This window comes from Nocardia sp., from assembly GCF_025465275.1.
In the GTDB taxonomy this organism is placed as follows: Bacteria; Actinomycetota; Actinomycetes; order Mycobacteriales; family Mycobacteriaceae; genus Nocardia.
Genome location: NZ_JAODNK010000086.1, coordinates 60,992 through 75,857 on the forward strand (window position 1 = coordinate 60,992; position 14,866 = coordinate 75,857).

Genomic DNA, 14,866 nt, shown 5'->3' on the forward strand with positions numbered 1-14,866 from the left:
TCGGGGGCGGTGGTGGTCACGAGAGGATCTCCTCTTGCACGGTGTCGGTGCGGCGGGCCGCTGCTTTGCGATCCGCGGATTTGCCGGTGAGAGAAAGGAATACGTCGTCGAGGCTGGGCCGGTGCACGGCGGCGTCGACGACGCAGACGCCGGCGTCGTCGAGGCGGCGCAGTGCTTCGACCATGGTGCGGGTGCCGTCGCCCACCACAACGGTCACCTGATCGGCGTCCGCGTCCGCACTGGGTTCGCCGATGCCGACCTGGGCCAGAATCTGCTTGGCGGGCTTGGGATCCTGACCGGCGGCGAGGGTGACAGTGAGTTTGTCACCGCCGATGGAGGTCTTGAGCTCGTCGGCCGACCCGCGGGCAATGACCCGCCCACGGTCGATGACCGTGATGCGATCGGCGAGCAGGTCCGCTTCCTCCAGGTACTGGGTGGTGAGCAGCACCGTGGTGCCATCGTCCACCAATTCGCCGATGACACGCCACATATCGATGCGCCCGCGCGGATCGAGACCGGTGGTCGGTTCGTCGAGCACCACCACCGGCGGCCGGCACACCAGTGCCCCGGCGAGGTCGAGCCGGCGGGACATACCGCCGGAGTAGGTGCCCGCCTGCCGCCCCGCCGCATGTTCGAGCCCGAGGGCGGCGAGCAGTTCGGCGGCGCGTTCAGCGGACTTGCGGTGGCTCATGCCGTACAGCCTCGCCACCATGCGCAGGTTCTCGAAGCCGGTCAGATTGGCATCGACCGCCGCGTACTGCCCGGACAGGCCGAGCCGGGTCCGGGCGCGGGCCGGATCCTTCAGTACGTCGACGCCCGCCACCCGCACGGTCCCCGAGCTCGGGGCCAGCAGGGTGGTGACGATCCGGACGGTGGTGGTCTTCCCGGCGCCATTGGGCCCGAGCAGGCCCATGACGGTGCCGGACGGGATTTCCAGATCCACCCCGTCCAGTACCCGTACCTTGCCGTAGTACTTGACCAGGCCGTCCACTTCTACCGCGAGGCTCATCGGCTTTCCTCCCGCTGGGTGCGTGAAACGTTGGCGGACAGGTGATCCCGCAGCACGGGTCCGATCACTGCGAGGGATTCGGGCGTGGTCATGCCCGAGTGGCGGCAGCGCACGAGTTGGTCGCGCACGACGCCGGTGATGTGCGGGTCCCAGGCCGCGGCGCAGCGGTCCGGATCGGCCCGGTTGATCTCGTCGTCGGCGGCGGTGAAGAAGAGCAGATCGCCGATGAAGACGCGGGGGTCGAAATTGTGCGCGAGCAAGGCACCATTGGCATAGCCGGTGTAGAGCCGTTCCAGATGGTCGACGGTCAGGGCCGCGAACGGTCCCGGCCGGTTGCGCAGGAATTCCGCCGCCTCCTGCAGGCTCATGCGCGGATCCACATCGGTGGTGCCGCCGAGCAGGTCGCTGCCGAATTCGCCGATGATGTCGGCGACGCTGGGCACCGCCTCCTCGAGCCACTGATCCGACAGCTGGTAGCTGTCCATGAGCGCGAGCAGCGCGACCTCCTCCCCGGCCTCCTGCAGCTGCACCGCGATCTCGTGGGCGAGCAAACCGCCCAGCGACCAGCCGAGCAGGTGGTAGGGACCGTGCGGTTGCACCGATTTCATATGCGCCACATAGTTTTTCGCGGCGTCGCCGATGGTGCTGTGATCGTTGTCGCCGCTGACGTGCGGCGCCTGCAGACCGTAGACGGGCCGGTCGGCCGGCAGGTGGGCGAGCAGTCCGGCGAAGCACCACGCCAGGCCGATGGCCGGGTGCACGCAGAACAGCGGTGGCACACCGGCTTCGGTGATCGGCCGCAGCGGCAGTACCGGTTGCAGTGCGACGGCCAGAGCGGCGCCCGCGTCACCATCGGCGTCCGCGAGGCGGCGCGCGATGGCGGCGGGGGTGGACTCACCGAACATGGCCTGCACCGGCAGGTCGACACCCGCCGCCCGCAGCTGCGAGACCACCTTGGTGGCCAGCAGCGAATTACCGCCCAGTTCGAAGAAGCCGTCGTCCACGCCGACCTGCTCGACACCGAGCACCTCGGCGAACGCGGCGCACAGCGCTGCTTCGGTCGGGGTGCCGGGCGCCCGGTAGCCCTCGCGGGCCGCGAAGACCGGTTCGGGCAGGGCATCACGGTCGAGCTTGCCGACCGGTGAGAGCGGCACCCGGTCCAGCAGCATGATCGACTGCGGGACCATGTAATTGGGTACCAGCTCCGCCACGTGCGCGGTCAGCGCGTCCACCGAGGGCGCGGTGCCGTTGCGCGGCTTCACATAGGCCACCAGCGCGGTCGCGCCGGCCTGGGTGCGGTGGCCGATGGTGGTGGCGAACTCCACCTCCGGATGCCGGGCCAGCGCCGCGTCGATCTCACCGAGCTCGATGCGGAAGCCGCGAATCTTGACCTGGTGGTCGGTGCGGCCCAGGTACTCCAGATCCTGCACGCGGCCACTGCGTTCGATCCAGCGCACCAGATCGCCGGTGCGGTACATACGCTCGCCGGGCTTGCCGAACGGGTTGGCGACAAACCGCTGTGCGGTGAGCCCGGGCCGCCGCAGGTAGCCGCGTGCCAGTGCGGTGCCGGACAATTGCAGTTCACCGGTGACCCCGGCGGGGACCGGATGCAAGCGGCCATCAAGCACGGTGGCGTGCACACCACGGATGGGTCCGCCGATGGTGATGTGGCCGTCCGGGTTCAGGGGCTGCGACATCACCGTCACGATGGTGGTTTCAGTCGGCCCGTACACGTTGTAGAGCTTGCGGCCCGGCGCCCAGCGAGTCACCAGGTCCGGCGGCAGCGCCTCACCGCCGACGAGCACGTGCCGCAGCGAGGTGACACCGGCCGGGTCGACCGTGCCCAGCGCCGAGGTGGTGATGAAGGCGTGGGTGATGCCCTCCTGCATGAACACCTGACCCAGTTCCGCACCACCGACCACGCCGGGCGGACTGATCACCAGGGTGGCCGCGCCACCGAGCGCGAACAGCAGGTCGAGCATGGCGGCGTCGAAGCTCGGTGTGGCGAAGTGCAGTACCCGGCAGCCGGGTCCGACGTCGAAGCGATTGGCGGTTTCGGCGGCGAAGTTGGACAGGCCGCCGTGCGTGACGACCACACCCTTGGGGATGCCGGTGGAGCCGGAGGTGTAGATCACGTACGCCGGATTGTCCATGCGCAGTGGGCTGGTGCGCTCGTCGTCGGTGATGGGTGCGTCCGAGGCGGCCAGCACCCGCCGCCGGAACGAAGGCGCGTCCAGCACCGTCCAATTCGCGCCGTCGGGCATGCGCTCGCGATGTGCGGCGAGGGTGATGCCCACTGCCGCGCCGGAGTCCAGCAGCATATGGCTGATGCGCTGCTCCGGGTAGTTGGGATCGACGGGTACGAACGCCGCACCGGCCTTGGCGATGGCCAGGGTGACGGCCACGGATTCGGCCGAGCGCGGAATACCCATGGCGACCAGGGTTTCCGGGCCGACGCCGTAGCTGATGAGCGTGCGGGCCAGCCGGTTGGTCCAGCGGTCGAGGGCATCGTAGGAGATCTGGGTGCCGGCCGCCCGCACGGCGATGGCCTGGCGGTTCAGGTTGGCCGCGGCCTCGAACACCTCGGGGAAGGTGATCGGCAGACCGGCTTCGGCGCCGCGCACCGGTGCCAGTGCCGACCACTCGCCGGAATCGAGCAGTTCCAGATCGCCCACGGCGGTCGCGGGATTCGCGACGGCGGCACCGAGCAGCCGGACGAACCGGTCTGCCAGTCGCTGCGCCGTGCGCTCGTCGAACAGGTCCGCCGCATAGTTCACCGAGACGGTGATGCCGTCGGGCTGACGGCCCGGCGTCCAGGATTCGGTGAGCGTGAACTGCAGATCGAATTTGGCGAGGCCCGGATCGGCGTCGTCGGCTTCGATGCGCAGTCCGGGCAGTTCCAGGACCTGGACGGGCTGGTTCTGCACCGAGAGCATGACCTGGAACATCGGGTGATGCGACTGCGTCCGTGCGGGATTGAGCACCTCGACGAGCCGTTCGAACGGCACGTCGGCGTGTGCGAAAGCTTCCAGATCGGTATCGCGGACCGCACGCAGCAGATCACCGAAGGCGGCATCGCCGTCGAGCTGGGTGCGCAGCACCAGGGTGCCGACGAACATGCCGACGAGCCGGTCGAGCGCCGGATGCCCGCGCCCGGCAATGGGTGTGCCGACGGTGATGTCGTCACCGGCGGTGAGACGGTGCAGCAGGGCGACGAGAGCGGCGTGCAGCACCATGAACATGGTGACGCCGTGTTCGGCTGCCAGGGACTGTAATTCGCGGTGGGTGAAGGCATCGAGGGTGCAGTCGACGGTGCCGCCGCGGTAGGTGGGCACCGGCGGCCGCGGCCGATCGGCGGGTACCGCGAGCAGTTCCGGACTGCCGTCGAGGGCGCGGCGCCAGTAGTCGAGCTGACGGCTGATGACCGAATCCGAATCGCTTTCGCGACCCAGCACATCCTGCTGCCACAGCGTGTAATCGGCGTACTGGATGGGCAGTTCGGGCCAGTCCGGTTCCTGCCCGCCGGCGTGTGCGCTGTAGGCGGTGGCCACATCGGCGGCGAGCGGCTGCAGTGACCAGCCGTCCATGGCGATGTGGTGTACCACCAGTACCAGGACGTGTTCGTCCGGTTCGCCCCGATCGCCACCGGTCAGGCGCAGCAGAGTGGCGCGCAGCGGCACCGTGGTGGCGAGGTCGAATCCGGCAGCGGAGATACGCCGGATCTCGCCGGGGACGTCCGCGGCCGCAACGGTGCAGACCGGCAGTGCCACTGCGGCTTCGGCCGCGTCGAGCACGTGCTGGCAGGGCTCGCCGTCGACCTCGGGGAATACGGTGCGCAGCGTTTCGTGGCGCTGTTGCACCGCATGCAGTGCGGCACGCAGCGCCGCAACATTCAGTTCGCCCCGCAGGCGCAGCGCGACCGGAATGTTGTACGCGCCCATGGCTTCACCGTGGTCGCCGGAGGCATTGAAGGTCTCCAGGAACCACAGCCGCCGTTGTGCGGCGGACAGCGGAATCTGCCGGGGACGGGTGCGGCGCCGTGGTTCGGGTCGCAGATCCGACGAGGCGGGTCCGGCATCGAGCTGTGCCGCGAGTCCGGCCACGGTGGGCGCGGCGAACACGGCGCGCACTTCGAGGCGGACACCGGTAGCGGTCGCCAGGCGGGCCACCAATTGGGTGGCGAGCAGCGAGTTTCCGCCGACCTCGAAGAAGCTGTCGTCGGCGCCCAACTGCTGCGCGCCGACCAGATCGCCCATGACCTCGGCGACCAGCAGTTCGGTATCGGTCTCCGGATCGCGGGAGATCTGCGCGACGGCGGCCTGGGGTTGCGGCAGTGCGTCGCGATCGAGCTTACCGACGGGAGTCAGCGGAATGTGGTCGAGCAGAGTGAGACTGCTCGGCACCATGTGCACGGGCAGGTGTTCGGCGCAGTGCACCCGCACCTGCTCCAGATCGAGCTCCGCAGGCCCCGCGGGGAGCACATAGGAGACGATCCGCCTGGTGCCCGCGATATCGCGGACTTCGGTGTGCGCGAAGCGGATTGCCGGGTGCGAGGTGAGCACCGCGTCGATCTCGCCGAGTTCGATGCGGAAACCGCGCACCTTGACCTGATGATCGCTGCGGCCGAGGTAGACGAGTTCGCCCGCGCCGGTCCAGCGCACCACATCACCGGTGCGGTACATGCGCGAACCCTCCGGCCCGTACGGGTCGGCGATGAATCGCGCTGAGGTGAGGTCGAATCGGTCGATATAGCCGCGCGCGGTGCCCTGGCCGCCGACATACAGCTCACCGGGCACACCGACGGGCACCGGGCACAGCCGTTCGTCGAGTACCAGTGCACGCGCGCCGCGCACCAGGGCGCCGATGGTGACCGGCACGCCGGGCTCCATGGGTCCGGCGATGGTGACGACCACCGTGGTCTCGGTGGGCCCGTAGCCGTTGAACATCAGGCGTCCGGGAGCCCAGCGCGCCACCAGTTCCGGACCGCAGGCCTCGCCGCCCACCATGACCGCCCGCAGCTGCGGCAGCTCCCATCGATCACGATCGATGGTGGCCAGTGCGGCCGGGGTCATGAAGGTGTGGCTGATCTCCTCCGCCTCCATGAGCGCAGCCAGTTCGTCACCGCCGTAGATATCGGCGGGCACGATGACCATGGTCGCGCCGGATCCGACCGCCAGCAGCAGATCGAAGATGGCGGCGTCGAAGCTCGGCGAGGAGAAGTGCATGGTGCGCGAATCCCGCTCCACGCGCATGCGATCGCGAATCTCGTCGGCGAAATTAGAGAGGCCGCCGTGCGTGACGGCCACACCCTTGGGTCGCCCGGTGGAACCGGAGGTGTAGATGACGTAGGAGAGGTCACCCGTCCAGAGCGTGGTGGTGCGATCCACGTCGGTGATCGGACTGTCGTCGAGCACCTCCAATTCGTCGATCAGCTCGGGATTGTCGAGCAGCATCCACTGGATGGGATGATCGCCGGCGGCCGCGTGCAGCCGATCGGCGTGCTCGGTCATGCTGACGCCGACCCGGCAGCCGGAGTCGGTGAGCATGTGCCGCACCCGATCCGCCGGATAGTTGGGGTCGACCGGGACGAAGGCCGCCCCGGATTTGGCGACGGCCAGTACCGACAGCACCGACTCCGCCGAACGGGTGAGTCCGAGTGCGACCCGGTCACCCGGGCCGATGCCCTGCGCAATGAGCGCCCGTGCCAGGCGATTGGAGTAGACGTCCGATTCCAGGTACGTCAGTGCCGTATCGCCGAAGCGCAGGAATTCGCGCTCGGGATTCAGGTGCGCGGTGGCGGCGAAGTAGGCCGCCAGACTGCACTGCGGTTCCGGCGCCGGTCCCCAGGCGGGGGTGAGCAGTTCGCGTTCGGCGTCGGTGCGAGCGTCGATAGAGCGAATGCGAACCCGCGGATCGGCGGTGACGGTGCCGAAGACCCGCACCAGGCGCTCGGCGAGCACCTGCACCGTCTGCTGATCGAACAGTTCTGCGGCATAGACGAATTCGTAGGACCGCTGATCGGCCCCGCCGCGGTCGCTGGGCAGCACCCGCAGTTCGAGATCGAACTTGGCGAGCGCGATATCGAGTTCCTCGGCCTGCAGGGCGAGTCCGGGCAGTTGCAGCCCCGGCAGCGGGGTGTCCTGCACGGTGAGCGCGACCTGCAGCAGCGGGCGCATGGCGCCGGCGCCACTGCCGAGTTCCTCCACCACGCGTTCGAACGGGACCTCCGCATTGGCCATGGCCGCCAGCTCGGTATCGCGGTCGGCCTGCAGCAGTTCGGCGAAGCTGCGGTCCGGGTCCACATCCGAGCGCAGGACCAGGGTATTGACGAACATACCGACGAGCTCGTCCAGACGCGTATCGGTACGTCCGGCGACCGGGGTGCCGATGACGATGTCGCGGCCACCGGTCACCACTCGCAGCAGTACCGCGAGGGTGGAGCGCAGCACCATGAACATGCTCACGCCATTGGCGCGGGCGGTGTCGGCGAGGCGGCGCTGCAAGGCTTCCGGCACCTCGAAGCGCACCACGCCGGAACGCTGGGTGGCCTCGACGGGCCGCGGCCGATCGTAGGGCAGCGGCATCTCCTCCGGCAGGTCCGCCAGCGCGGTGCGCCAGTAGGCCAGCTGGGTGGCGGCCGAGCTCTCCGGATCGTTCTCCTGGCCGAGGCATTCGCGCTGCCACAGGCTGAAGTCCGCGTACTGCACCGGAAGTGGCGACCATTTCGGCGCGACGCCGCCGTGCCGGGCGCTGTAGGCGAGCGCCAGATCCCGGGTCAGCGGGCCCAGCGACCAGCCGTCGGCGGCAATGTGGTGCAGCACGATACCGAGCAGGTGCCGTCGCTTCCCGGTGCGCAGCAAGGTGATTCGCAGCGGGATCTCGTGGGCCAGATCGAAACCGCGCCGGGCCAGCGAGCGCAGCGCGGTGCGCGCGCCCACATCGTCGGTCTCGATGGCCCCGAGCACCGGCAGGCAGCGGTCGGTGTCCAGCAGCGCCTGGTGGGCGCCGTGCTCGTCCTCCGGGAAGACGGTGCGCAGCACCTCGTGCCGCTCGACGAGGTCCGCGAGCGCCGCCTGCAGGGCCGCCACATCCGGATCGCCGTCGATTCGCAGCACGAATGCAATGTTGTAGGCACTGGATTCGGGGGAATATCGATTCAGGAACCACAGTCGCTGCTGCGGCAGCGACAGTGGAATGCGCTCCGGACGCGGGGTGTGCACAGCCAGCGCTGCCCGCTGCGTCCGGGGCGCCTCCTGCAGGCGCACAGTCACACCCGCCACGGTCGGCGCCTCGAAGATGGCGCGCACGGGGAGCTCGACCCCGAATTCGGTGTGCAGGGCCGCGGTGAGCCGGGTGGCGAGCAGCGAATTGCCGCCGATCTCGAAGAAATTGTCTTCCACGCCTTGTACTTCGGCGCCGAGCACGGTGCCGAACACCTGCGCGACCTGCTGTTCCATCTCCGATTCCGGCGCGCGCGACGGAGCGGTGGCCGCGAAATCCGGTGCGGGCAGCGCCTTGCGATCGAGCTTGCCGGACGGGGTGACGGGCATGGCGTCCAGCACAGTCAGCGCCGCGGGCACCATGTATCCGGGCAGCCGGCCCCGGGCGGTCTCGAGCACCGCGGCGATATCCAGCTCGGTCTCGGCGGTGAGATACGAGACCAGACGGCCGATACCGCGCTCGTCATTGTGGACGACGGTGAGCGCGAAGGTGATTCCCTCGTACGAGCGCAGCACATGGTCGATCTCGCGCAGTTCGATACGGAAGCCGCGAATCTTGATCTGATCGTCGGCGCGGCCCAGGAAGCGCAGCTGCCCGAGACCGTCGGAGACCACCAGATCGCCGGTGCGGTACATACGCTCACCACGACGGCCGTGCGGATTGGCCGGGAAGGCTTGCGACGTCAGGCCCTGCCGTCCGAGATAACCGCGCGCCAAGCCCGGCCCGGACAGGTAGAGCTCACCCGCGACCCCCGGCGGCACCGGGTGCAGGCGGCCGTCGAGCACGAACAATCGCATTCCGCGCACCGGCAGGCCGATGGGCACGGGCCGGCCCGCGATCATGGGTCCGGTGGCGGTGGCGGCCACCGTCGCCTCCGACGGGCCGTACATATTGTGCATGCGGCGCACGGGAAGTCGCGCGGGCCGCGACTGCGGATCGGTCCAGACCCGGACCAATTCTTCGGGGCAGGCTTCGCCGCCGACGATGACCGCTTCCAGATCGGGCAGACCCTCGGCCGGGACGGTCCCGAGCGCGGCGGGGGTGACAAACGCGTGTGTCACCCGCTCCTCGCGCAGCAGGGTGGCCAGCTCCGCGCCGCCGAAGATACCGGCAGGCGCGACCACCAGGGTGGCCCCGGAGGCGAAGCCGAGCAGCAGCTCGAGCACCGAGGCATCGAAGCTCGGCGATGAGAAGTGCAGGGTGCGTGCCGAATCGGTGACCCGGAACAGATGCATCTGCTCCCGTGCCAGCGAGGCGATACCGGCATTGGTGACCACAACGGCCTTGGGCTGACCGGTGGAGCCCGAGGTGTAGATCAGGTACGCCGGCCCGGCGGTACGCAACGGGTAGTGCCGGTCCGCATTCGTGACGGGCGTGAGCGGGTACTGCGCGCATTCGGCGGCCAACTCCTGCGAGCCGATCAGCAGCCAGTCCACATACGTCTTGCGGTGCCGCCCGCGACTTCCCGGCCAGTCCGGCATTTCGGCATGCCGGTCCGGGCTGGTGAGGCCGAGCATGGCGCCGGAATCGGCGAGCATATGCGCAATGCGATCGGCCGGATAGTCCGGATCGATGGGCACGTACGCCGCGCCGGTCTTGGCCACCGACCACACCGCGAGAATGCAGTCCAGGCTGCGCGGCAGCGCGACGGCCACCACGACCTCGGGCCCCGCGCCGTGCTCGATCAGTACCCGCGCCAGGCGATTGGAGAGCTCGTCGAGTTCGCGGTAGGTGGTGTCCTGACCGAGGTAGCGCACGGCCACCGCATCGGGCAGGCGCTCGGCGGTATCGGTGAGCAGGCGCGCGAGAGTGCTCGACGCTTCGGCCGGAGAACCGGTGATGGGCACCAGCTTGGCGGTTTCCCGGGCATCCAGCAGCGGCAGGTCACCCACCGGGATGGACGGGTCGGCGACCGCGGCGGCCAGTATCCCGCTGAACCGGCGGGCGATGGCCTCCACCGTGCTGTGATCGAAGACATCTGCGGCATAACCGAATTCGGCGGTGAGCGGCATGTCTCGAGGAGACACAGCTTCAGCCGCGACGCCCAGCGGTTCGTGCACCGTCAGCTGCAGATCGAATTTCGCGATGTCCACGTCCATGGTCTGCACGGTGGCGAGCACGCCGGGCAGCTGGATGCTCAGTTCCGGGGTGCTGTCGTAGGACAGCATGACCTGGAACAGCGGGTGCCGGGCGGCGGAACGCTCCGGATTGACCACCTCCACCAGGCGTTCGAACGGCACGTCGGCATTGGCGAAGGCATTGAGGTCGGTATCGCGGACCTCGGCGAGCATGCGATCGAATCCGGCGGCCAGGTCGACACGGGTGCGCAGCACGAGGGTATTGACGAACATACCGACGAGCTCGTCCAGCGCCGGATCGCTGCGGCCCGCGATGGGCGTGCCGATGGCGATATCGACCGTATTGCACAGGCGCGCAAGCACTGTCGCGAGTGCGGCATGCAGCACCATGAAGGTGCTGACGCCCCGCTCGGCCGCGACGGCGGCGAGCCGGCGGCGGATATCGGCGGGAATGGTGAATTCCACCCGGCCGCCGTCGGTGGACCGCTGCCGCGGGCGCGGGCGGTCCAGGGGCAGATCCAGCTGATCGGGCAGATCGGCCAGGGCCGCCCGCCAGTACGCCAGCTGCTTCGACAGCGCACTCGCCGGATCGGCTTCGTCGCCGAGCAGTTCCCGTTGCCACAGCGCGAAATCCGCGTACTGCACGGGCAATGGCGTCCATGCGGGTGCCGCGCCCTCGGCACGCGCGGCGACGGCGACCATGATGTCGCGGGTCAGCGGGGCGATGGACCAGCCGTCGCCGCTGATGTGGTGCAGCACCATCAGGAAGACGTACCGGTCGGGTCCGGTCTCGTACAGCGCCACCCGGACCGGGGCCTGGCTGCGCAGATCGAAACCGTATCCGGCGAATTCACCGGCGAGGGTGAGGACATCGGCCTCGGTGGCATCGATCGGGTCGAGGGTGAGCGGGATCTCCGCGGCCGGATGCACCACCTGGCACGGCCCTTCCGGAGTGTCCGGGAAGGTGGAGCGCAGGCTTTCGTGCCGCTCCAGCACATCGACGAGACCCGCCCGCAGCGCCGGAATGTCCAGCGGCCCGACAAGTTCCACCGCGAGCGGCATGTTGTAGGCGGCGGCATGTTCGGCGAAGCGGTTGAGGATCCACAGTCGCTGCTGTGCCAGCGACAGCGGAATGTGGTCGGGGCGCGGCCCCGCTGTCAGTTTCGGCGAGGCGGTTTCCCCCTGCAGGCTGTCGAGGCGACCGGCCAGGGCGGTGACGGTGGAGTATTCGAACAGGTCGCGAATAGTGACGGTCGCATCGAGGGCCGCATTCACCCGCGCGATCGCCCGGGCAGCGGTGAGCGAATTGCCGCCGAGGTCGAAGAAATTGTCGGTGACGCCGACATCGTCGGTGCCGAGCATCTCGGCAAAGATGCCCGTGATCTGCCGTTCGACCTCGGTGCGCGGGGCGGCGGCGGTGCGGGCGGGGCGGCGCGCGGCCACACCCGGATCGGGCAGCGCCTTGCGGTCCACCTTGCCGTTGGCGCTGAGCGGTAGTTCGTCGAGCACCATGATGACCGGCGGCACCATGTAACTGGGCAGTACGCGGCGCAGTCCGGCGGTGAGTTCGGCGGGATCGAGCAGTCCCGTACCGGGAGCGGCCACCGCATACGCGGCGAGTTCGTCACCGCCGCGGCCACGCCGGGCCACGCAGACCGCACGCGCGACCCGCTTATCGGACAGCAGGGCGGCCTCGATCTCGCCGAGTTCGATGCGCAGGCCACGGATCTTGACCTGGAAGTCGCTGCGGCCCAGGTATTCCAGTACACCGGTCCGGCCACCGCGCCAGCGCACCAGGTCACCGGTGCGGTACATGCGGGTGCCGGGGGTGAAGGGGTTGGCCACGAAACGATCCGAGGTCAGCGCGGGGCGGCCGAGGTAACCGCGAGCCAACTGCACGCCCGCCAGGTACAGCTCACCCACCACGCCGGGCGCGACCGGCTGCATGCGGGAGTCCAGCACATAGGTGCGGGTGTTCCAAACAGGTGCGCCGATGGGCACTTCCGTCGCACCGGGCGTGCAGTGCCAGGCGGTGACGTCGACGGCGGCCTCGGTGGGACCGTAGAGATTATGCAGCTGCGGGGCGCCGGGACCGGTGCCGAGTGCGGCATGGAATTCGGCGACGGTGGCGGCGGGCAGCGCCTCACCACTGCAGAAGACCCGGGCCAGGCCGGTGCAGCCGGCCACATCGGTATCGGTGAGGAAGACCGACAGCATGGACGGCACGAAATGCGCCGTGGTGACGCCCTTGCCGGCAATGATCCGGGCCAGGTATCCCGGATCACGATGCCCGTCGGGGGCGGCGATGAGCAGGCGTGCCCCGATCTGCAACGGCCAGAAGAACTCCCACACCGAGACATCGAAGGTGGCGGGGGTCTTCTGCAGCACGACGTCGGTGCTGTCGAGCGGGTAGGCGTGCTGCATCCAGCGCAACCGGTTGACGATGGCGGCGTGACTGACACCGACGCCCTTGGGCTTACCGGTGGAGCCGGAGGTGAACAGCAGATAGGCCAGGTGGTCGGCGCGCAGCGGGGCGATGCGGTCGGCATCGGTGATCGGGCGGCCGCCGCGAGCGGACAGATCGGCGGTATCGATATCGAATCTGGTTGCCAGCGCGGGCAATTCGAGCTTGTCGCGGGAGGCGGTCAGCACACACACCGGATGCGCCTGCTCGAGGATCTGCTCGATGCGGTCGATCGGGTGATCGGGATCCAGGGGGAGATAGGCCGCACCCGCCTTGACCACGGCGTACATGCCGATGAGCAGGTCGAGGTGACGGCGGATGGCCAGGCCGACCACCTTGTCCGGTCCGGCGCCGCGGGCGATCAGTTCGCGGGCAAGGCGATTGGCGCGCTCGTCGAAGGCGGCGTAGGTGAGGGTTTCACCCTCGAAATCCAGGGCCACCCGGCTCGGGCACATGGCGGCCCGGTCGGCGAAGAGCCCGGCCAGGGTGCCCTCCTGACGGGCGACCTGGGTCGAATTCCATTCGTGCAGTACACGTTCGCGCTCGAGGTCGGTGAGGGCGGGCATATCGCCGACGGCGGTCTGCGGGTCGGCGCGCAGGAAGCGCTCCAGGAAATCGAGGAAACGACCGTGGTGCATGGCCAATTCGGCATCGCCGTACAGGCGCGGGTTGGCCTCGAAGTCGATGTGGATGCGGTTGCCGCCACCGTTGTAGAGATTGATGGAGAGGTCTTCGACGGGGCCGGTGGAGACCACATTGAGCGAGCCGACGAGGCTGCCGAACTTCAATTCGCTGTGGAACAGCATGAGATTGACCATGGGCCCGAAGAACCCGCGGGCATCGCGGGAGTAGCCGCAATCGCGGCGGATATCGTCGCTGCGGTAGCGCTGATGGCGCAGCGCACCGGTGATCTGCAGCTCGACGGCGCGCACGGTGTCCGCGACGGTGACCGAACCTTCGAAGCGCACCCGGATGGGCACCACATTCGACACCACGCCCGCCGAACGGCGCAGCGCCACCGTGGTACGCGCCGAGACCGGAAGGCTCAGCACCACATCCTGATTACCGGAGACCGACCGCACGTAGCAGGCCAGGGCAGCCACGAAGAGCGCGGAAGTATTGGAGCCGAAGGTGGTTGCCGCATCCTGCACGGCGGATTCGACCTGCTCGCTGAGGACGGCGGTGGCGCACCGGCGGCCCGCATCGGAACCGCCGCCGCCAACACTGCTGGCGGACAAGGTGATCGGCTCGCTGACGCCCTCGAGCTGTTCGCGCCAGTAGTCGCCGTCATTGCGGAAGCGGCTGGTATCGCGGTAGCGGTTCTCGTCGCCGTAGATGGTGGCGAGCGGCGTAGCGCGGGAAACCACCGGCTCCGAATGACTTTCGAGCGCCGAATAGATCTCGGCGGTGCGGGTGGTCGCGTTCATGGCGCCGTAGCCGTCGATGACGATGTGGTGGCCGCGCGTGTACCAGATGTAGTGCGAATCCCCGGTCCGCAGCACCACATTGATGGTCAGCGGATCGTGTTCGATATCGATGGCGGAGCTGGCGTGGTCGTTCATCCACGCCAGGGCCGCGGCGCGCGGATCCGGCTCCTCGCGCAGGTCGATCCGCGCCCAGCCCGGCCGCCAGGTGGGGTCGACCACCTGGTGCGGGACCCCGTCGAGCTCCAGCAGCCGCACATGGCCGACCTCGGTCTCCGCGCCGAACCGCTCGATGGCGTACAGCAGCCGGCCGACATCCAGATCGCCGTGGATCTCCACGTATTGGGCGATGGTGAGCGGAATGTCGGGCCGGATGCGTTGCGCGTACCAGAGGGCCGATTGCGCGGGAGACAGCGCGAAAGGTTGAACCGAGAATTCACCCGAAGAACATTGGTCGACACGATCGGTGGCCAATGAACTCATCAAACACTCCTTCTGCCGCTGTAAGACGCAACTCCCCGAACCCCGGCGGGCCGTCCTACCGGGTTTCGCGCACGCGCGAGCAGCCGTAGGACGTGATCCACGCCCTATGATTCGGAGCCTCCCGCCCAGTGGACGGGTGTTGATCTCGAGTTGCTCGGCAACCAACAGCGTTGGCGGAGCATATTTT

2 protein-coding genes are annotated in these 14,866 nt (G+C 68.7%); both read right to left on the bottom strand.

The genetic code is table 11. The features are described from left to right. Nucleotides 1-16 precede the first annotated feature (16 nt). Nucleotides 17-1,009, bottom strand: coding sequence for an ATP-binding cassette domain-containing protein (locus tag JWN03_RS20695; RefSeq protein WP_297617397.1), 993 nt, complete (start codon nt 1,007-1,009; stop codon nt 17-19). After that, nucleotides 1,006-14,679, bottom strand: a complete 13,674-nt coding sequence (locus JWN03_RS20700) for a non-ribosomal peptide synthetase (protein ID WP_297617400.1) — start codon at nt 14,677-14,679, stop codon at nt 1,006-1,008. Before JWN03_RS20700 ends, JWN03_RS20695 begins: the two co-directional genes overlap by 4 nt. Nucleotides 14,680-14,866 lie beyond the last annotated feature (187 nt).

What these genes read in the sequence shown, in the direction of transcription:
- JWN03_RS20695 (WP_297617397.1), bottom strand. Translation starts at nt 1,009, where the DNA reads ATGAGCCTCGCGGTAGAAGTGGACGGCCTGGTCAAGTACTACGGCAAG.
- JWN03_RS20700 (WP_297617400.1), bottom strand. Translation starts at nt 14,679, where the DNA reads ATGAGTTCATTGGCCACCGATCGTGTCGACCAATGTTCTTCGGGTGAA.